The following is a 16,383-nucleotide window of genomic DNA, read 5'->3' as shown; positions in this document are numbered from 1 at the left end:
GTCAAGACAGAGACACTGTCTACGACGACAGCGAACTGAAACGCCGCCTCACTGCTTTGGAAAACCGACCAGCCCCAAAAGCAGAATCGCCATATAGTGAAATACAGGAAGGCTACATCGCGCGTGAGAATTTCGGCTTTATTCCCGAAAACAACACGCCGGCCACAGTGTCTTTCCCCAAACCATTCAGCCGCCGCCCCGATATTTTCGAGGCTTGCTTAGACATCCGCAGCAATTCGGCGCGCTTGCAATACATCCAAAACGTGACCGCGTCAGGCTTTGACTTGGCAACCAATTACAGCCCCGAATTAAAAGGCGTTTGGTATCGCGCCGCCATCTTAAAATCCAACTAGGAGCAATCAATGCAAACCATCAAAATCAACGACGACAACACCCTGTCAATCGAGCTTTCCACCGGCGACCGCTACACCCTGCGCGAGCCGCTGGCCAAAGACATGGAGGGCTTAGGTCAGGATTTGATTAAAGTTAAACATACAGACACCATCCAAAAGCTGCTGGCCAAGATCTCAACGCCGCCGCTGACGCGTGTCGCCTATGGCAAATTGAGCATGTCAGACGCTCAAGTCTTAAACGTTGCCATTGATTTTTTTTCAGCGCCGCCGTCAGCCAAAGCCGAGATGGAGGCAGCCTTGCAGGACTTGGGCTACTCCCAAAGCTCAAATTCCGAGCCGAACACGTCGCCCGAATCCTAAGCGGCGAAGCCGACATCTATCAGGCGGCGGCAGACGAAGAGAAAAAGTATTACAACTTAGTCAACGACTGCCTCGCCCAATGCGCGGCGACCTTCGGCAGCCTCGACAAGTTCGAGCAATGCAACATCGCCGAGCTGATTGAGTGGACGCACAAGGCAATTCAAATCAACATGCCCGAAGAGTAAACAAAGGCCGCCTGAATATTTCAGACGGCCTTTTGTAATCAAAAAACAGGACAAATCATCATGTCAAAAAGCCTCGAATTAAAAATCATCATGTCGGCCACCGACAAAGCCAGCGCGGCTTTTAAAAAGCTACGGAGTGCAGGCGATGTATTGGGGCAGACGCTCGACAAACTCGAAGGCGAGATGAAAGGCTACGAGCGCGCGCAAGCAAGGCTGACGCAACGCGTGCAGCTAACTGCGAAAATAAAAGAGCAAACCAAAGCCCTGATGGAAAACAGGCTTGCCCAAAAAGCAATAAAAGACGAAATCGCCAAGACAGGCGTGCCAACCAAAGCGCAGGCGCGAAACTTAGAAAAACTGCAAGCAGCCCAAGAAAAACTGCAAAATAGCCAAAGCCGCTACCAACAAAAAATCGAAGAAATCAACGCCGAGCTGAAAAAACACGGCGTCGTCACAAAAGACGCGGCCGCAGCTCAAAAACAATTAGAGCAAGCCGCGAAGAAAACCGAAGCTGCCCTGCAACGTCAACAGAAAGCGATGGCGGCACGAGATAAAGCCGCCGCCGCCAAGTCCCAAATGACCGAAGCCGGAATGCGCGCCGTCGGCCTGATGTACACCGCGCGCGGCATTGCCGACACCACGCGCAACGTCCTCTCCGCGCCGGTCCAAGCCTACGCCGACACCGAAACCGCATCCACCGACCTGCGCGCGGCCATGATGGACAATACCGGCAAAGTCTCCGCCCAATATAAAGACATCGACAATCTGGCCACGCGCTTGGGCGACCGCCTGCCGGGTACGACGGCCGACTTTAAAAACCTGATGACCATGCTGATCCGTCAAGGCATGAGCGCGCAGACCGTCTTGGGCGGCACGGGCGAAGCCGCCGCACTTTTGTCCGTCCAACTCAAAAAAAGCCCCGAAGCCGCCGCCGAGATGGCCGCCAAGCTGCAAGACGCAACGCGCGGCACGGAAAAAGAAATGCTGGCCATCATGGACCAAGTCCAACGCCTCTACTACGCAGGCACGGACGACAGCAACATCTTGGGCGCGTTTTCCAAACTCTCCCCCGCCCTCGATACCCTCAAAATCAAGGGCGAAGCCGCCATGAAGATGATGTCTCCGCTCGTCGGTATGCTCGACCAAGCAGGACTGTCGGGCGAATCGGCAGGCAACGCCATGCGTAAAGTATTCACACGCATGATGGATACAAAAAAAATCGATAAGGTCACAAAAGGGACAGGCATCTCCCTCGACTTTACCAACGGCCAAGGCGAATTTGGCGGCTTGGACAAAATGTACGAGCAATTGGCCAAATTAAAAACCATCAACACCGAGCAACGCCTCCAGATTCTTCAAGGCATCTTTGGAGACGATGCCGAGACGCTGCAAGCCCTGAATACGATGATTGAGAAAGGCAAGGCAGGCTACGAAGAATTTGCCAAAAAAATGGAAGCCCAAGCCAGCCTTAATCAGCGCGTCAACGACCAATTAGGCACGCTGACCAACTTATGGGACGCGGCGAGTGGCACGTTTACCAACTTTTTAGCCAAAATGGGCGAATCCATCGCGCCCGAATTAAAAGAGCTGACCAAATGGATTGGCGACATCAATGAGAAATTAAGCAACTGGGCCGCCCAAAATCCAGAGACTGCCAACACCATCATGAAAATCGTCGCCGCCATCGGCATTTTTCTGACCGTCGTCACAGGCATCGGCGCGGCCATTTCCGCCGTCCTCGTCCCCATCGCCCTGGCTAAATTCTCATTCTTCAGCCTATTCGGCGTCTTTTCAGGCGGCGGCGGCGCGATTTCCACCATCATCGGCTGGATTGGCCGTCTGGGCATGGCGCTACTAGGCTTCGGCGCCAAAGCCGCCGTTTTCCTCGTAACCAACCCATTCGGCTGGGCTATCCTCGCCGTCACTGCCATCGTTTTGTTATGGCGCAACTGGGAGACCGTCAAAGCCGCCCTGATTTCGGGCTGGAATTGGATAAACAACGTATTCTCCAAAAACCCGATTTTAAATTTTGTCTTCCCGTTTATCGGTATCGCGCGCCTGATTGTTAATAACTGGGGCGTCATCAAGACATTTTTTGCCAACCTTTGGGCGTCGATTTCCGCAACATGGAATAGCGGCGTGTCTTATATTTCCTCGCTGGTATCAAACATCAAGGCGCGCGTCTTGGCTGGATTTGCCGCAATGGCAAACTACATCCGCTCCATGCCGTTGGTACAGTACATTTCCAGCAAGTTCAACTCAATACTGGGTTATCTTCAAGGCTTGGGCAGCCGATTTTTGGCGGCAGGCAGGAATCTTATCCAACAAATCATCAACGGCGTGACATCAAAATTAGCCTATTTGCGTGAAAAATTCAGCAGTATCGGCAGCATGATTAGCGGCGGTATCGCCAAAGTAGGTAAGGTATTTGACGGCAAGGGCTACTCGACAGGCGGCTACACAGGCGCAGGCCGTGTCAACGAGGCGGCCGGCATCGTCCACAAAGGCGAAGTCGTATTTAGTCAGCGCGACGTCGCAAAATTCGGCGGCTGGCAGGCAGTCGAAGCCATCCGACGCGGCGGCGCAGGCGTACTCGCCAACATCGGCAACCGCTTAGGACTGGGATTTTCAGACGGCCGCAAAACCGCCCTGCCCAGCCCGACCCGATTCAATGCCGCGCCCCACGCCGTCAGCATGGCAGGCGACAACATCACAATCAACGTTCACGCCGCGCCCGGCATGAGCGAGCAGAGCCTCGTCAACGCCATCATGGCCAAGCTCAACGAGCGCAGCCAAGCCAAGCAGCGCCGCCGCAATTCCTCATTTTTTGATAAGGACTAAATCAAATGGTTTTATTAGGCAGCCTTGGAATGTTTGTGTTTTTAATGCGCACCATCCCTTTTAATCAATACAGCCGCAGCCAGGCATGGAAACACCCAAACCAAGCAACCGTCGGCACCATGCCTCCTGCCCAATTTACAGGCAAAGACCCCGAAGAAATGACCATCGAAGCCGAGCTGCGCCCCGAAGTCACAGGCGGCACAGGCAGCATCGAAGCCCTGCGCATGATGGCGGCCACCGGCAAGCCATACACCCTCATCATGGGACACGGCAAAATCATGGGCAGCTACGTCATCACAAACATCCAAGAGCGCGGCAGCCAGCTAAACCAAGACGGCAGCGCGCGCGCCATCTCTTTCAGCATGAGCCTGAAAAAAGTTTCCGACAAATCGCTTGGCCTCGAAGGCGCCGCCCTCAACGTCGCCGTCTCCGTCGTCCGAAACCTGACAGGGATTTAACGCCATGCAATTAAATTTTGATTCCATCAGCGCCGCCGCCCAAAAAGCCGCCGCCAAAATCTTTGACGAAGTCAGCGGCAAAAACGCCCGGCATCTCACGCCGGCGGCCGAGCTGACCATAGACGGCCGACGCTTTGGCACGCAGGCCATGAGCCGCATCATCAGCATCAGCCTGACCGACAAGCGCGGCTTTGAAGCCGACGAGCTGACCATCGAACTGGACGACCACGACGGCACAATCGCCATCCCAAAAACAGGCAGCAAAATCACGCTCAAACTGGGCTACCAAGAAACTGGCCTTGTCGAAAAAGGCGAATATCTAGTATCCGAATTTACCGCATCAGGAAGCCCCGACCGCCTAAGCATTACCGCGCGCGCCGCCGACCTTGCCAAAGCCCTCGCCGAGCAAGTCGAGAAAAGCTGGCACAAACAGACGCTCTACCAAATCATCGAGACCATCGCCCAAAAGCACAAGTACGAATACATCATTAGCAAGGATTACCAAAACCAGAAAATCGAACACATCGACCAGACCAACGAATCCGACGCGTCGTTTATGAGCCGCCTCGCCGAACAGTACGACGCCATCGCCACCATAAAAAACGGCAAGCTCTTATTTATCCCGGCAGGCGAAAGCCAAACCGCCAGCGGCCAGCCCATCCTGCCCACCACCATCACGCGCACCAGCGGCGACAGCCACAGCTTTACCTACTCCAGCAGCAACAGTTATCAGGCCGTGCGCGCCTATTACACCGACAAAAAGACCGGGCAAAAAAAAGAAGTCCTCGTCAACAAAGACAACGCCTACCCCAATAAAAAAACAGTCAGCGAGACAAAAATCATCAAAGGAAAAGCCGTAAAAGGCAAAACCCAAAAAGGCAAAGCCACCAAGGGCAAGACGGTAAAAGGCAAAAAAGGCAGGCAGTACACAACAAAAAAAGTCACGACAACAAAAACCGTGATCGATAATCGCAAAGTCAACACCGAAGGCCAAAAAATCAAAACCCTGCGCCATCTGTATGCCACAGAAAGCGGCGCATGGTCAGGCGCGCGCGGCGCATTTAAAAAAATACAGCGCGGCGTTGCCGAATTTAGCATTACACTCGCCGTCGGCCGCCCCGACCTCTACCCCGAAACGCCTGCCGTCGTCAAAGGCTTCAAGCCCGAAATCGACGCGGAGGCTTGGCTGATTACCGAGGTTTCGCATAAAATCGACAGCGGCGGCTATACCGCAAGCATACAATTTGAAGCGCGCATCGTCCCCGACATCACGCTCTACGAAGACGCGCCGACCAACAACTTCCAGCCGACAGGCGAGACTACGGAGATTATAAAAAATGGAAAACAAAGCTCATGATCCATACGCATGGATAAACGAAAAAATCCAATACTGGCAACAAAAAAGCCGAGAAGCCAGCGAAGCCGCCGACATCGACGCATTCAATCACGCCGAGCGCGAACTCGCCAATTATCAAGCCATGCGCCAAATAAAATATTAGCCCGACAAAAAGGCCGTCTGAATTTCAGACGGCCTCTGTTTTTAATAGATTAAATAATGATCGAGATTTATCACAATACAGCTACAACAACAGGATTTCGGATTACCCATTCGCCGTTGTCTTCGCCAGCGGCGGCCGATTCGCCTTTAATCAAAACAAAATTCTGACCAACATAACTATGGAAAACATTTGCTTTCACGCCGAAATGTTCACAAGCATCACGGCCAAGGCATTTAATTGCACGAATAACAGCTTCTTCGGTCAAATCTTTAATTCCCATAGTGCTGATTCCGTCTAACTCTTCTTCGGTTTTTTCGCCATCAATCCAAACAAATGAATTACTCAACTCTTCTCCGGCTCTATGTTCTTCGGTAGTAGCACGAATGCCATAAAAAGCAAAACAATCATCGTCATTTTCAATGATGTTGATAATTTTTTGAATTTCGTTCATTTTATTTGTCGCTCGTAGTAGGTCCATGTGTGTATATTACCGCATTAAATGCGGTAATGCAAGGATTACATCGTTAGATTTTGTAAAAGCTGAATCCATTTCATGTGAGGCATGTCGGCATGGCTTTTAAGCTCTATCCCAGCCTCCCATCTTTGCCATGTAGCGATATTAGTCCCAATAAGGTCGGCCGCTGCCTGCTGCGTCAGCCCATACTTTTGGCGCAGGGCTTTCAAATTGTTTGGCGTGTAGCCAAACTCCGCGTTTTCAATCATAAATCCCCCTATTGTCGATTTCTTCGCGCGCGTTCCCATGCTTCGCCTGCTTCTTTGGCAATGCGGGGCGCGTTTTTGATTTGCTCTAAAGTGAGGTTTTCAGGCTGGGCAATCAGCCGCCCGTCAAACACGCCGTCGGTAACCTTTGAAAACTCAAAAACCCAGCCATCTTCATGGCTGGCCGTTTGCGTTTCAAAATCAACCGACCATTTCCGCTGCCAGTTTCTATTTGGATGAGCCATTATTTTTCCTTTCAAAAAAGCCGCCATATTTCAGGCGGCTTATCTTTTATCTGTTTTTAATGATTTTTTCAATTTCTGAAACCCAGTATCCGCTATGAGGCTTTTTCTCATAACCCTTGATGATTTCGTCAGTAAGTTCAACTTCGCCATATTCTGTCAAAGTGCCGATTGCATATTGATGGCGGTAAACTTTATAAGTGTTTCCTGACAGTTTTTCAAGACGATATGAACCAGTTTTGATAATTTCCATTTTAATTTCCTTACCCCTGATTACCCGAGGCGCGGTTTGCGCGGCTGCGCTGAATCCATGTGTGTATATTACCGCGCCTAATGCGGTAATGCAAGCACTTTTTCAAAAAAAATCACACGAACGGCATTTTTTTATTCGTCCAGCGACAGATTGAACATAACAGGCATCCCCGGCGTGATGGCGATACCATATGTGATGCCATCTTCAGTATAAGAATCCTTTGCTTGTTCCTCCGGATTCTTATTGAAATCCTCCGCCAGTTTGACGCTCATTTTTAAAAGTTTGGCGGACAACTCCTTACTTTTTGCTGCGTCGTCGGAAATAGGCGCAGTCAAGATGGCGATGGATTTCCCAAACAAGCCCAGCAATTCCGCGCCGTCACCTGTTGCCGACGGCGCGGCAAGAATGAGTATTCCGCGCGGCTTTTTGTTTTCCGGGCTGGCAGAAATAATCATGCTTAGGCTTTCAGAGGCCGTATGCTGATAAACAAGATTGACCGAGTCTTTCTCGCCGGTTGGCTGGGCATTTTTCGGGATAGGCTTGGTTTTCGGATAATCAAAACGCGCCATCTGGCTGTTGATCCGTTGGCGCAGCTCTTCAAAGCTGATGGGCAGCTCTTTTTTCGGCGTGTTGATGGTCAAATCATAGCCTTTCTCGCTGGTAGGATTGGAGGCGCTGTCATCGGCTGGCCGCGTTTCGGTTTGGGTATCCGCCGCCGTCTGCTTCGCATCGTCATCATCGACCATCAGCAACGAGCCGCCGACAAACATGGCCAGACCCAAAGCCAGCGACTTCGCCCAAAAGCCGCGCGTTTGAATCGCTCCGGTTTTCCTGTCTTTCAAGAGCTTCGGAAAAATAATGCCGATAAATCCGGCTACCGCCATCGCGAAGCCAAACAAAAACAACAAAATTCCAATAATAAACATCATGTGAGTTTCCCTTCTTTTTTTCTCTAAGTTTGGTTGATAAAACTAAATATCCAAAAAATTCAACGGCAGGACTTTCCAAAATTTGCCGTGAATAAACAAATCGTCAAATTCTTCCGGCTCGATGACAAAGTCGGATTTGCCGTAAATCGGGTTATCGCTCGTCACATGTATCACGCCTGCTTTGCCGCGCGCCAGGCGTTTGATGTATGTGTAGCCCTGAAAAGTAAATAAGTACACGCCGCTAGATTCAAACTCCACGACATCAGTTTTGATTAAAGTGATCGACTTCGGCGGTATCGTCGGCTCCATGCTGTCTCCGTCGGGCGACATCAGCTTCACGCCGTGCAGATTATCCGTGCCGAGCAACTCTTTCAGCGCCGACTTCGGAATCTCCAGCGAGTGCAGCAATTCAGGATAGTCGGCGTTGAGATGGCCGCTGCCACACGAGGCGGCAACGTCGAATAAATCCAAGCGCGCCGTTTCGATGCCGTCTGAACTTTCAGACGGCCTTTTCATATGGAAATCGTCCTGATAAGGCAATGGGAATCCTGAAATTTCAGATATTTTTACCATTGTTTCAAACGTTGGCTTATTCCGCCCTTTCTCAATCGCATTGACGCTCGCTTTTGTCGAGAAACCAAGCTCAAAAGCAAAATCTTCTTGGGTCATGCCTGCTGCTTTTCTCGCTTCAGTAGCCCATTTTGCCAAATCATAAGTCATAAAATTCTCCATGTTTTCAGCATTGTAAATTCTAAATAGACAAAAAACGGCTACTAAAAGTTTACTTTTTAGGATATTTAAAATATACTTTGTTGAACTTAAGGAGCAAAAATGAACAATTTAGACAAAGCAATTAAAGCCGCAGGCGGTCAAGCCGCCCTTGCCGCGAAACTAGGGAAAAAGCGTTCTACTGTAAATAGTTGGGTAAAAGGAAGAAACAAAATCCCTGCTGAAATCGCAGTAGAAATCGAAAAGCTGGGATATGGCGTACGCCGCGAAGATTTAAGACCAGACGTATTTTTATAATTTACTTTTACCGAAACCGGAGCAAGAAAATGTCAGCAATGAAACCCAAAACAACCGGCCGCCGCATTTTGTCAGCCGTTTGGCTGCATACGGTGGAAACCGCAGGGCGTGAAAAAGCGGCGGCCATGAGTCCGAAATATGAGCCGCCGCGCATGTCCGAAGTAAGAGCCTATGGCTTCAAATATTCGGGTCAGGTATTGGCAATCAAATCAAATGCCAGCGCGTAACCTTTGACCGCCTTGCCATCGCCGCGCCAGCCAATATCACGCAGGCCGATGTCGTAAAAGATGTCGAGGATTTCAAAGTGGTAATCGTGATCGAAGGCGATAGAGCGGTAAGGCTTCCCATCGTGAAGAATGCAAAGCCGGTAGTCGGGAGCCTCGAAGTAGTCGGGATGTGATTCAAGCAATCGGCTGACTGCATCATCAAAATCGGGGCGCGCTTCGGTAAGGTATTTATCAATAGACATTTAAGGTCCTTAAGTTGTTTGGTGAGAGATTCAATCTTAGGGAAAACGCAGAATGAATACAAGCAATCTGCATATCTAAACGGAGCAAAAAAATGTGCAAAACAAATATCGGATACATCCACACGGTTACAACTGCCGCCGTCGAGGTCAAATTCTACGGCGAAGAGCTTGACCTGATGGAATCGGCGGCCTGCGCGGCGAATAAATCGTTAAGCGAATTTGCCGCCGAAGCTGCCCTAGAGTACGCAGAAACCTACCTGCGCGCCTACGCGGCAGCCAGGACAGACGTCGAGCTGAAACACGGTTTAATTTAAAAAAATAAAAGGTGGGGATATGTCAAACAATCAATTAATCATCGTAAACGCCAAGCATCAAGAAATCGCGCGCCATGAGCTGACCGACCGCGAAGCCGAAAACTTCCGCCGCGCCGAGCCGATGAAACGCTTTCCAAACATCCGCGCAACGGCGACCTACCGCAAACACGGCGGCGGCCTAGTGGTTTACGCAAGGGAGCAAGCCCATGACGGTCAAAAATAGAAACCAACACGAAAAAGGCCGTCTGAAATTGGCGCAGCAAGCCTGCCCATGCTGCGAAGAGCCTTGTGTCGTTTACGCGTCCACGCGCCAAACCATCCTGACGCGCCTGTTTTACCTACGTTGCACCAATCCACTCTGCGGATGGACTGGAACAGGATATTTCGAGATTACCGGCACGATACAAAAAGGCAGCCGATTCTACGCCCAAGAGAGCAACGAGCCGCCGGAAATACACGGCGAAACACTCAAGGCAGTGGAAGAAGACATCAAACTCAAGCAGCAGGAAACGCTGCTGCCCTAGGGGGAAAACATGAATCAGCAACAAACCATGCAAAGCATCCGCCAAACGCTGGCCGCCGCCAAATCCAAGCAAGCCAAGATTTTTAATGCCCTAGAGCGCGACGCCATGCCGAGCCAGCCGAAACCAGCCTACACAGCCAACGAGCTGGCCGCCATGACCATGACGCTGGGGCAGGTGGAGCAAGTCGAGAAAGTGCAGGAAATCGTCGCCCAGCTTCGCCAGTTGGTGCAATCGGTCAATACCATCAATGTCGCCTACGGGCTGGGGATGCCAAACCTGACAGCCAACGAAATAAACCATTACCTGCTCGACCTCGACAACCGCGTCCGAAGCGCAGGCTACGCCGCCAACAAAATGGGCGTGGACGAAGTAGTAAAGAAAATCGGAACAGTACAAGCCAAGCAGCGGCCGCCCATCACAGACCGCCGCGCCATCAGAGGCAATTAAAGGGAAAGAAAAAGATGAGAATTTTAGCTTTATTTGATGATGGCAACGGGAGCGTAAAAAAGGCACTGCCCGACCATGATGTCGTATCGGTAGGGATTGGAAACGCCGATATTGTGATGGATTTATCAGACTTGAAAAATATAAAAAAACTTGTCGATATGCACAAAAAAACTCCGTTTGATTTACTGATGGCAAGCCCGCCGTGTGAATCTTGGAGCTTCGCAACCGCAGGCGATAACGGAAACGCTTATCGAGATAAAAACAGCCTAGCGTTACGAACTTTTCAAAACTGGAAAAAACACCCGTATGTGTCAGTCCGTAAATTGGTTGAGCGTAACGCCCCTGAAATTCCGGCTGTCTATTCTAGATATTTGAGGAAGGGAGTGAATGGCGATTTAACAGCGTTGTTCACAGCTGAATTGGTTAAGGCTTTGGGAATCCCGTTTGTTATCGAGAATCCCCAATCATCAATGATTTTTGAAAAGTTGGAGCGCGAGGGGTTGAGTTTTGTGAAGAACGTAGCCTGTTACGCCGCATATAGCGATGATTTCCCACTTAAGAGAACTGGCTTTGCTTCCGGCATAGCGATGAATTTAAAACAGGCAAACCGTGCGAAATTCGCATTTAACGCATGGAAAGGAAGCCGTCATATCGTGAGGTCATCTATACCTGTTGATTTAATTAAAGACATTGTGAGTTATTTTGAATAAATACAAGGATTAATCATGAAAATCAGAATCCGCTACATCCTCGACATCATCGCGATGGCTTTGGCGATTTGGGCATTGATGGCCATGATGCCGTCTGAAGCCAAAACCGCCGCCGAAACGCCCACAGTCTTGGACATTCAGGCGCGCGAAGCCGAAGCCCAAGCTGCCGCCGACTACGAAAGCCCGGAATACGACCCGACACAGGGCGACGCGGAGGCAGTGCGATGACGGTGCAGGAATTGTTTAACGACATCCCACTCTGGCAAGTCGCCCACATCCTGCCCCACGAGGCGGCGCAAATCGTCGCCGAATGGCTACACGAAGAGACAGACCGCCGCAACGAGGTGGAATACACGGAAAAGGAAATCGCCGATTGGGCGGCGAGAATGGGAAATATTAATTAGGTTTTATCGGGTAATCCGACAGGCGGCAGAAAATGAGTAAAAATTCAAAGCAGAGAGAGTTCACATTTAAATACAAGTTTGGCGGTAAATATTGGGTGACGTCTGTATTTGCTGACAGCGTCGAAGAGGCGAAGCGGAAGATTCGGGCGCAGGCCATGGCGGTTTATGAAGGCGAAGTTGTAGCAAGGTTGCCTGTATTGTGTCGGGATTCTTGGGTTAAGCGTTTATTTAAAATAAAGGATTAAAAATGAATACATTGGAAAGTATTAAGGAGTGGTTCGGAAAAGCAGTGCCACAACCGAAGATTGAAAATCAGATGATGCAGATAGGTTGCCATTTTGAAGAGATTAAAGAGATGTGCCATGCCATGAATCTCTATTGTGACGATGTTGTTACTCAAGAATTGAGGTTCAAGACTAATCTTTTGTCATATAGACGCGGCATCGAGAATATGGACAGCAAAGAAAAAGCGGCGGTTTTGGACGCGCTTTGCGATCAGATTGTAACCGCAATCGGCGTAGGTTACATGATGGGCTTTGATATGGCCGGCGCATTGGACGAAGTGAATAAATCCAACTGGAGCAAATTCAAAGACGGCGTACCGGTATTTGATGAAAACGGAAAAATCGCCAAAACAGACGGCTACTTTAAGCCTGATTTAGCGAAGTTTTTAAATAAAAATAAGGAGTTATAAAAAATGGAAAATGGGATTTTGACGAATAATCCGCGCATATCAGACTTAATCAGTCGATTGGAAGAATTGAAGGCAGAGCATGGCGACTTGCCAATAACTCACGAACCTCTACGGGGTGGAGTTGTGTTTGCCGATGTAATGGAATTTAAAGTTGCCTATATTAGACCTAAAGAAAAACGTGAACGAACATTGTCTTACCGTATCGGAGCAGCCCAAGAAGGCGATTTGAAAGTAGTAAAAGTTTGAAGGGAGGAAAGATGAAAACTTACAAAATCATGAACTACGAGCCACACGGCAACGACGTGCAAATCGGAAAAATCAGCGCAACGGCAGGCGGCGAAGCAGTCCTCGAACTCAACGCCGACGGCAGCGGCAAGAAAAAGCCCTACAAGACCGTCAATGCCGCCCTGTATGAAGTACGAAACCGACGCGGCTGGCCGTCAGCTTATCTGGTACGAGAGGCCGCGTGATGGATATTGTTTTCCTGATTATGGTTTTGCTGACGATTTTCGCAGTAGCAGTCGCCCTCGCCCTGTTGGTTTTATGGTTTGCATATCTAGTTTGGGCGGAAACGCAGAGAGAATATGAGCTATGAATCGCGAATTAGAGGCCAAAAACTTTGAAGCATGGGCGCGCAAGCGCGGCATGAATCCTCAACAAAAGCCGGGCGGCGGCTACTACTCCAGAGAGACACAAGTCGCCGCGATGGCTTGGAGCCAACGGGCAAAAATAGGCGAGGCTGGCTTTTGGATGACAACGCAGAGCCGACCGCCTGAATACCAACAGATTTTATTTTTTGACGGCGAGAGAGTGCAGGCCGGTTTCTACGGCCAATACCGATACGAAAATTTAGAGGGGCGGAAATTCCCCGAAGCAGAGGTCACATACTGGCGGCCTTTCCCTGACAACCCATACGGCCCAACAAGGGCAGACGATTAACGAAATGACCTATTACCACATGGCTCCGGTATTGGAGCAAGACATACAAAAGACCCTGCCCCACGGCCTGGCCCATGTGGTTATCAGCCGCTGGCAGCGCACGGCCAACCCTGCCACAGGGCTGGCCGATTTGGCTGCCGCTGTCAAAGCCGACAAAGAGGCCGCGCGCGCGCTTGCCGCCGTGCGAAATCTACACCTGCCCGACGGCCTCGACCTGTCGGCAGATAACGAGACCATCGAAGCCAGAGCGCAGGCTTTGGCCGCCAAATTTGAGCAAAAAGAAATGCTGGGAATGAGCTATCAGCATATGATGGACGCGGCAGACAAAGAGGGCATCCGCCCCGCCGAAGTATTTGAGCCGCAACTGCGAAAAATCGCCAAAGCCGCAGAAAGCGACGACGACGAGCTGCTGGCAGAGGGAATCGACGGCATTAAAGGCCGTCTGAAAGATAAAAAATGGTGGAAACGCCAGCTTTATAAATTCCTGTATCGCGCATTTGAAGCCGTCATGCGCGAATGCGGCATGGTACACCGCCGCGCCGGTTTGTATATCTCAAATGAAGCATTTAAACGCTTTGAGCAACGCAAGCTCAAGGCGCGCGCGTTTTTCGAGCAGGCCGAGGCAATCTGCGAAGAGACAGGCGAATCATTCGTCTTGGCAGAATTGTGGGAGCATTCGATGGCAAATCCTGCTATCCGCCGCATGGAGCTGATGACGCGGATGAGAGGATTCGACGAAATCAGCCGCGTGCATGGCCATTACGGCTGCATGGTCACACTGACCTGCCCCAGCCGCTTTCATAAAAAACTGTCAAAAAATAGCGCCGACAATCCGAAATTTGACGGCAGCACGCCGCGCGATGGTGCAGACTACCTGCAAAAAGTTTGGACGCAGATTCGCGCCAATCTTGGACGCGCCGGTATCCGTATCTACGGCTTCCGCGTTGCCGAGCCGCACCATGACGCAACGCCGCACTGGCATTTGCTGCTATTCATGGAGCAGGCGCACAAGGAGGCTTTCCGCCGCGTTGTCGCTAAATACGGCTGCCGCGCCGACCGCGAAGAGCTGGGCTTAAATTATTTTGAGACAGACAAAGAGCGCACCGCCGAGGCGCGCCGCCGCCAAGAAGCCATCCTGCGCGAATCGGGCAAGAAAATCAGCCTCGCCCAACTCAAAGCCGCCATGAAGACGGAGGACGAGTTTTGGGAAAACTATTCCTTCCGTTTTTGGCAAAAATCGCGCGCGTCTGCTCGTGTTGACTTCAAAGACATCGACCCGGCCAAAGGCTGCGCCGCCGCGTATTTGGCAAAGTACGTCTCCAAAAATATTGACGGCCTGACCAACTCCGGCGAGAGCATGGGCGACGATGACGAGGCAGAGCCAGGCACATCAGCCGCCGAAACCGCAAAACGCGTCGGCGCGTGGGCTTCGCAATGGGGCATCCGCCAATTCCAACAAATCGGCGGCGTGCCGGTTACTCTTTATCGAGAGCTGCGCCGCGTCCATGTTGACGCCGAAGATTCGCTCCTGTATCGCGCCGTTCACGCGGCCGACCAGGGCGACTGGGGCAAATTCGTCGCTTTATTGGGCGGCGAGGACTACGCATTCGTTAAGCGCGCCGATTTGCCGTTGGCTTTGTACAAGGAAGAAACAGACGAGCGCAACCAATACGGCGAAGAGAAAGCCGCGATCCTGCGCGGCGTCGTCGAGCTTGAAACGGGGGAATACCTCATTTCAAGAGAGAAAGAGTGGATTTTAAAATACGGCGGCTCCGCCGCCGCTTGGACTCGTGTCAATAACTGTACGAAAATTTCCGAGGAAGATTTGGCGGCAGTTTCCGACACGATAACTTATAAGATTCCGTCCACTCCCGAAGAAATTGAGCAGACCCTCGCCGCCTGCGAGGAAATCGACGACCTGCCAAACTGGGACATATTGCCGGATGAAAGCTGGGATTTTGATTTGTACGGTTTTGACGGCGAAGAAGAACAAGGCAAAGGCCGTCTGAAAAAAGCCGATCAAGACAAAATCATCGCCGCCGCGCGCGAAGCCGCTGACGCGGCTCGTCAAAAATCTATGGCGATTTGGAAATTTAAAGACTACATGCGCCGCCTAGACGGCCTGCGCATGGTCAAACCGCTGACCGATGACACGCCGGTCATCAAACAACAACGCCGCCAACGCTACCAACCGCGCCCACGCGTGTGGACGGTTGACGACGTCTTGGCACGAGGCCAAGAGCTGCTGGCCAAAATCGGCGAAGAATTGGAAAAATTGGATTAAAACGAGGGCAAACGAATGAATGAGTACATCACGCTTGAACAGGTCAAGGAGCTTTGGACGATACCAGGCAAAAAACCGCCATCAACAGCCACAATCTGGCACCGCCGCCGCGCCGGTTTGATTCCCCAGCCGAAACTAGTCGGCCGAGACAACCTATACAAGCGCGAAGATGTTATTAGGATGAGAGACGAGTTTTTGGGAGGTTGAGAAAATGGAATTTAACGATTTAAGAAAGGTTGAGAAAATGGAATTTAGCGATGTAAGAAAAGAAAAAGAAGAGTTTGAAAAATATATGATTGAAACCTACCAATTACCTAAATCAGATTTTGAAAAAGATGATTGGGGATCGTACATGAACAATAATGTTCGATATATATTTATTGGCTGGAGAATATCCAAAAGACATACAAGAGAAACAAACGAATAAAAAAATGCCGTCAAATAGACGGCATTTTTTAAAATCTTTATTTGGTATTTTATTTGGTATCAAATCAAATAATAGAAAATATACAATATAAAACAATAAATTAAAATTGAATCTGATAGCCTTCCTCTCTGCCAGATACTAAAGACACCAGCTAACGGTGTCTTTTTTCATATCCGCTCTTCTTAAAAATATTACACTACACTTTTATTTCTATTACCATCTAATCAGAAACCTGCCACTCATTCTTATCTTATACTAAACCTCAATGATTAAAGGCCGTCTGAAAGTTTTCAGACGGCCTCTCT

30 protein-coding genes are annotated in these 16,383 nt (G+C 50.3%); 23 read left to right on the top strand and 7 right to left on the bottom strand.

What is annotated here, in order from left to right:
• The 6 genes from HMPREF3022_RS11765 to HMPREF3022_RS11760 form a co-directional block, all read left to right on the top strand.
• Window positions 1-353: H-type lectin domain-containing protein (locus HMPREF3022_RS11765; protein ID WP_070765444.1), on the top strand; the 353-nt coding region annotated here is incomplete at its 5' end.
• A 9-nt stretch (window positions 354-362) separates the two neighbouring features.
• The gene (locus HMPREF3022_RS08320) at window positions 363-713 is read left to right on the top strand and encodes a hypothetical protein (protein WP_070765443.1); all 351 of its coding nucleotides are present in this window, start codon (window positions 363-365) and stop codon (window positions 711-713) included.
• Between the two features lie 245 nt (window positions 714-958).
• Window positions 959-3,739, top strand: a complete 2,781-nt coding sequence (locus HMPREF3022_RS08315) for a phage tail tape measure protein (RefSeq protein WP_070765442.1) — start codon at window positions 959-961, stop codon at window positions 3,737-3,739.
• Between the two features lie 5 nt (window positions 3,740-3,744).
• Entirely contained in the window at window positions 3,745-4,197 is a 453-nt protein-coding gene (locus HMPREF3022_RS08310; protein WP_070765441.1) for a phage tail protein, read from the top strand.
• Window positions 4,198-4,201: 4 nt separating this feature from the next.
• On the top strand, window positions 4,202-5,554 hold the full coding sequence (locus tag HMPREF3022_RS08305) for a contractile injection system protein, VgrG/Pvc8 family (protein WP_070765440.1): 1,353 nt from the start codon (window positions 4,202-4,204) through the stop codon (window positions 5,552-5,554).
• Window positions 5,535-5,696 (top strand): hypothetical protein, encoded by a 162-nt coding sequence (locus HMPREF3022_RS11760; RefSeq protein WP_168166421.1) that lies wholly within the window; start codon window positions 5,535-5,537, stop codon window positions 5,694-5,696. Before HMPREF3022_RS08305 ends, HMPREF3022_RS11760 begins: the two co-directional genes overlap by 20 nt.
• Before the next feature lie 70 nt (window positions 5,697-5,766).
• Here the strand turns inward: HMPREF3022_RS11760 and HMPREF3022_RS08300 are convergent, their stop codons facing one another.
• The 6 genes from HMPREF3022_RS08300 to HMPREF3022_RS08275 all read right to left on the bottom strand — a co-directional run bounded on the left by HMPREF3022_RS08300 (window position 5,767) and on the right by HMPREF3022_RS08275 (window position 8,560).
• Window positions 5,767-6,147 (bottom strand): hypothetical protein, encoded by a 381-nt coding sequence (locus HMPREF3022_RS08300; protein ID WP_070765439.1) that lies wholly within the window; start codon window positions 6,145-6,147, stop codon window positions 5,767-5,769.
• A gap of 65 nt (window positions 6,148-6,212) precedes the next feature.
• Window positions 6,213-6,458 carry a helix-turn-helix domain-containing protein gene (locus HMPREF3022_RS08295; protein ID WP_283119066.1) on the bottom strand — a complete coding sequence of 82 codons (246 nt, stop codon included), beginning with the start codon at window positions 6,456-6,458 and terminating at the stop codon, window positions 6,213-6,215.
• A complete protein-coding gene (locus HMPREF3022_RS08290) occupies window positions 6,428-6,661 on the bottom strand; it encodes a hypothetical protein (RefSeq protein WP_070765437.1) in 234 nt (77 codons plus the stop codon). The genes HMPREF3022_RS08295 and HMPREF3022_RS08290 overlap by 31 nt, the downstream gene beginning before the upstream one ends.
• Before the next feature lie 46 nt (window positions 6,662-6,707).
• Window positions 6,708-6,911 (bottom strand): hypothetical protein, encoded by a 204-nt coding sequence (locus tag HMPREF3022_RS08285; protein ID WP_070765436.1) that lies wholly within the window; start codon window positions 6,909-6,911, stop codon window positions 6,708-6,710.
• Between the two features lie 131 nt (window positions 6,912-7,042).
• Window positions 7,043-7,840, bottom strand: a complete 798-nt coding sequence (locus tag HMPREF3022_RS08280) for a hypothetical protein (RefSeq protein WP_070765435.1) — start codon at window positions 7,838-7,840, stop codon at window positions 7,043-7,045.
• Between the two features lie 42 nt (window positions 7,841-7,882).
• A complete protein-coding gene (locus HMPREF3022_RS08275; RefSeq protein WP_168166420.1) occupies window positions 7,883-8,560 on the bottom strand; it encodes a helix-turn-helix domain-containing protein in 678 nt (225 codons plus the stop codon).
• Window positions 8,561-8,671: 111 nt separating this feature from the next.
• On the opposite strand from HMPREF3022_RS08275, the gene HMPREF3022_RS08270 reads away from it, so the two are divergent.
• Together HMPREF3022_RS08270 and HMPREF3022_RS08265 are read left to right on the top strand one after the other, a co-directional pair.
• On the top strand, window positions 8,672-8,866 hold the full coding sequence (locus HMPREF3022_RS08270) for a YdaS family helix-turn-helix protein (RefSeq protein WP_070765433.1): 195 nt from the start codon (window positions 8,672-8,674) through the stop codon (window positions 8,864-8,866).
• A gap of 38 nt (window positions 8,867-8,904) precedes the next feature.
• Entirely contained in the window at window positions 8,905-9,093 is a 189-nt protein-coding gene (locus tag HMPREF3022_RS08265) for a hypothetical protein (RefSeq protein ID WP_141756513.1), read from the top strand.
• On the opposite strand, the gene HMPREF3022_RS08260 is transcribed toward HMPREF3022_RS08265, so the two are convergent.
• A complete protein-coding gene (locus tag HMPREF3022_RS08260; RefSeq protein ID WP_070765431.1) occupies window positions 9,057-9,335 on the bottom strand; it encodes a hypothetical protein in 279 nt (92 codons plus the stop codon). The two genes, HMPREF3022_RS08265 and HMPREF3022_RS08260, sit on opposite strands and share 37 nt — an antisense overlap.
• Before the next feature lie 92 nt (window positions 9,336-9,427).
• Between HMPREF3022_RS08260 and HMPREF3022_RS08255 the strand changes: the two genes are divergently transcribed.
• From HMPREF3022_RS08255 to HMPREF3022_RS08185, 15 genes are all read left to right on the top strand, one after another.
• The gene (locus HMPREF3022_RS08255; protein ID WP_070765430.1) at window positions 9,428-9,649 is read left to right on the top strand and encodes a hypothetical protein; all 222 of its coding nucleotides are present in this window, start codon (window positions 9,428-9,430) and stop codon (window positions 9,647-9,649) included.
• 19 nt (window positions 9,650-9,668) lie between these two features.
• A complete protein-coding gene (locus HMPREF3022_RS08250; RefSeq protein ID WP_070765429.1) occupies window positions 9,669-9,872 on the top strand; it encodes a hypothetical protein in 204 nt (67 codons plus the stop codon).
• Complete coding sequence (locus HMPREF3022_RS08245) at window positions 9,856-10,173, top strand: ogr/Delta-like zinc finger family protein (protein WP_070765428.1); 318 nt, start codon at window positions 9,856-9,858, stop codon at window positions 10,171-10,173. Before HMPREF3022_RS08250 ends, HMPREF3022_RS08245 begins: the two co-directional genes overlap by 17 nt.
• A gap of 9 nt (window positions 10,174-10,182) precedes the next feature.
• Window positions 10,183-10,620 (top strand): hypothetical protein, encoded by a 438-nt coding sequence (locus HMPREF3022_RS08240; RefSeq protein ID WP_070765427.1) that lies wholly within the window; start codon window positions 10,183-10,185, stop codon window positions 10,618-10,620.
• Window positions 10,621-10,634: 14 nt separating this feature from the next.
• Window positions 10,635-11,330, top strand: coding sequence for a DNA methyltransferase (locus tag HMPREF3022_RS08235; protein WP_070765426.1), 696 nt, complete (start codon window positions 10,635-10,637; stop codon window positions 11,328-11,330).
• 15 nt (window positions 11,331-11,345) lie between these two features.
• Window positions 11,346-11,558, top strand: coding sequence for a hypothetical protein (locus HMPREF3022_RS08230; RefSeq protein WP_070765425.1), 213 nt, complete (start codon window positions 11,346-11,348; stop codon window positions 11,556-11,558).
• Window positions 11,555-11,734: a hypothetical protein gene (locus HMPREF3022_RS08225; RefSeq protein ID WP_070765424.1), complete on the top strand. Its 180-nt coding sequence runs from the start codon at window positions 11,555-11,557 to the stop codon at window positions 11,732-11,734. The genes HMPREF3022_RS08230 and HMPREF3022_RS08225 overlap by 4 nt, the downstream gene beginning before the upstream one ends.
• Window positions 11,735-11,766: 32 nt before the next feature.
• Window positions 11,767-11,979, top strand: coding sequence for a hypothetical protein (locus HMPREF3022_RS08220; RefSeq protein WP_070765423.1), 213 nt, complete (start codon window positions 11,767-11,769; stop codon window positions 11,977-11,979).
• Between the two features lie 2 nt (window positions 11,980-11,981).
• A complete protein-coding gene (locus HMPREF3022_RS08215) occupies window positions 11,982-12,428 on the top strand; it encodes a nucleoside triphosphate pyrophosphohydrolase family protein (protein WP_070765422.1) in 447 nt (148 codons plus the stop codon).
• 3 nt (window positions 12,429-12,431) lie between these two features.
• Entirely contained in the window at window positions 12,432-12,674 is a 243-nt protein-coding gene (locus HMPREF3022_RS08210) for a head morphogeneis protein (RefSeq protein ID WP_070765421.1), read from the top strand.
• Between the two features lie 11 nt (window positions 12,675-12,685).
• Window positions 12,686-12,898 (top strand): hypothetical protein, encoded by a 213-nt coding sequence (locus HMPREF3022_RS08205; protein ID WP_070765420.1) that lies wholly within the window; start codon window positions 12,686-12,688, stop codon window positions 12,896-12,898.
• Entirely contained in the window at window positions 12,898-13,023 is a 126-nt protein-coding gene (locus tag HMPREF3022_RS11915; protein ID WP_283119065.1) for a hypothetical protein, read from the top strand. The genes HMPREF3022_RS08205 and HMPREF3022_RS11915 overlap by 1 nt, the downstream gene beginning before the upstream one ends.
• Window positions 13,020-13,367: a hypothetical protein gene (locus tag HMPREF3022_RS08200; RefSeq protein WP_070765419.1), complete on the top strand. Its 348-nt coding sequence runs from the start codon at window positions 13,020-13,022 to the stop codon at window positions 13,365-13,367. The genes HMPREF3022_RS11915 and HMPREF3022_RS08200 overlap by 4 nt, the downstream gene beginning before the upstream one ends.
• 4 nt (window positions 13,368-13,371) lie before the next feature.
• Window positions 13,372-15,651, top strand: a complete 2,280-nt coding sequence (locus tag HMPREF3022_RS08195) for a replication endonuclease (protein ID WP_070765418.1) — start codon at window positions 13,372-13,374, stop codon at window positions 15,649-15,651.
• 211 nt (window positions 15,652-15,862) lie between these two features.
• On the top strand, window positions 15,863-16,078 hold the full coding sequence (locus HMPREF3022_RS08185; protein ID WP_070765416.1) for a hypothetical protein: 216 nt from the start codon (window positions 15,863-15,865) through the stop codon (window positions 16,076-16,078).
• Window positions 16,079-16,383 lie beyond the last annotated feature (305 nt).

The sequence above is a fragment of the Neisseria sp. HMSC065C04 genome (assembly GCF_001815375.1).
Classification (GTDB): domain Bacteria; phylum Pseudomonadota; class Gammaproteobacteria; order Burkholderiales; family Neisseriaceae; genus Neisseria; species Neisseria flavescens_D.
The sequence above is the reverse complement of the archived record's forward strand: the minus strand, read 5'-3'. Positions and strand labels throughout refer to the sequence as shown.

Coding starts and splice junctions, on each gene's coding strand:
- HMPREF3022_RS08310 (WP_070765441.1), top strand. CDS start 3,745: ATGGTTTTATTAGGCAGCCTTGGAATGTTTGTGTTTTTAATGCGCACC.
- HMPREF3022_RS08260 (WP_070765431.1), bottom strand. CDS start 9,335: ATGTCTATTGATAAATACCTTACCGAAGCGCGCCCCGATTTTGATGAT.
- HMPREF3022_RS08245 (WP_070765428.1), top strand. CDS start 9,856: ATGACGGTCAAAAATAGAAACCAACACGAAAAAGGCCGTCTGAAATTG.
- HMPREF3022_RS08220 (WP_070765423.1), top strand. CDS start 11,767: ATGAGTAAAAATTCAAAGCAGAGAGAGTTCACATTTAAATACAAGTTT.
- HMPREF3022_RS08290 (WP_070765437.1), bottom strand. CDS start 6,661: ATGGCTCATCCAAATAGAAACTGGCAGCGGAAATGGTCGGTTGATTTT.
- HMPREF3022_RS08255 (WP_070765430.1), top strand. CDS start 9,428: ATGTGCAAAACAAATATCGGATACATCCACACGGTTACAACTGCCGCC.
- HMPREF3022_RS08280 (WP_070765435.1), bottom strand. CDS start 7,840: ATGATGTTTATTATTGGAATTTTGTTGTTTTTGTTTGGCTTCGCGATG.
- HMPREF3022_RS08200 (WP_070765419.1), top strand. CDS start 13,020: ATGAATCGCGAATTAGAGGCCAAAAACTTTGAAGCATGGGCGCGCAAG.
- HMPREF3022_RS08250 (WP_070765429.1), top strand. CDS start 9,669: ATGTCAAACAATCAATTAATCATCGTAAACGCCAAGCATCAAGAAATC.
- HMPREF3022_RS08235 (WP_070765426.1), top strand. CDS start 10,635: ATGAGAATTTTAGCTTTATTTGATGATGGCAACGGGAGCGTAAAAAAG.
- HMPREF3022_RS08275 (WP_168166420.1), bottom strand. CDS start 8,560: ATGACTTATGATTTGGCAAAATGGGCTACTGAAGCGAGAAAAGCAGCA.
- HMPREF3022_RS08285 (WP_070765436.1), bottom strand. CDS start 6,911: ATGGAAATTATCAAAACTGGTTCATATCGTCTTGAAAAACTGTCAGGA.
- HMPREF3022_RS08215 (WP_070765422.1), top strand. CDS start 11,982: ATGAATACATTGGAAAGTATTAAGGAGTGGTTCGGAAAAGCAGTGCCA.
- HMPREF3022_RS08195 (WP_070765418.1), top strand. CDS start 13,372: ATGACCTATTACCACATGGCTCCGGTATTGGAGCAAGACATACAAAAG.
- HMPREF3022_RS08240 (WP_070765427.1), top strand. CDS start 10,183: ATGAATCAGCAACAAACCATGCAAAGCATCCGCCAAACGCTGGCCGCC.
- HMPREF3022_RS08185 (WP_070765416.1), top strand. CDS start 15,863: ATGGAATTTAACGATTTAAGAAAGGTTGAGAAAATGGAATTTAGCGAT.
- HMPREF3022_RS08320 (WP_070765443.1), top strand. CDS start 363: ATGCAAACCATCAAAATCAACGACGACAACACCCTGTCAATCGAGCTT.
- HMPREF3022_RS08305 (WP_070765440.1), top strand. CDS start 4,202: ATGCAATTAAATTTTGATTCCATCAGCGCCGCCGCCCAAAAAGCCGCC.
- HMPREF3022_RS08230 (WP_070765425.1), top strand. CDS start 11,346: ATGAAAATCAGAATCCGCTACATCCTCGACATCATCGCGATGGCTTTG.
- HMPREF3022_RS11915 (WP_283119065.1), top strand. CDS start 12,898: ATGGATATTGTTTTCCTGATTATGGTTTTGCTGACGATTTTCGCAGTA.
- HMPREF3022_RS08205 (WP_070765420.1), top strand. CDS start 12,686: ATGAAAACTTACAAAATCATGAACTACGAGCCACACGGCAACGACGTG.
- HMPREF3022_RS08210 (WP_070765421.1), top strand. CDS start 12,432: ATGGAAAATGGGATTTTGACGAATAATCCGCGCATATCAGACTTAATC.
- HMPREF3022_RS08315 (WP_070765442.1), top strand. CDS start 959: ATGTCAAAAAGCCTCGAATTAAAAATCATCATGTCGGCCACCGACAAA.
- HMPREF3022_RS08225 (WP_070765424.1), top strand. CDS start 11,555: ATGACGGTGCAGGAATTGTTTAACGACATCCCACTCTGGCAAGTCGCC.
- HMPREF3022_RS08295 (WP_283119066.1), bottom strand. CDS start 6,458: ATGGGAACGCGCGCGAAGAAATCGACAATAGGGGGATTTATGATTGAA.
- HMPREF3022_RS08270 (WP_070765433.1), top strand. CDS start 8,672: ATGAACAATTTAGACAAAGCAATTAAAGCCGCAGGCGGTCAAGCCGCC.
- HMPREF3022_RS08300 (WP_070765439.1), bottom strand. CDS start 6,147: ATGAACGAAATTCAAAAAATTATCAACATCATTGAAAATGACGATGAT.
- HMPREF3022_RS11760 (WP_168166421.1), top strand. CDS start 5,535: ATGGAAAACAAAGCTCATGATCCATACGCATGGATAAACGAAAAAATC.
- HMPREF3022_RS08265 (WP_141756513.1), top strand. CDS start 8,905: ATGAAACCCAAAACAACCGGCCGCCGCATTTTGTCAGCCGTTTGGCTG.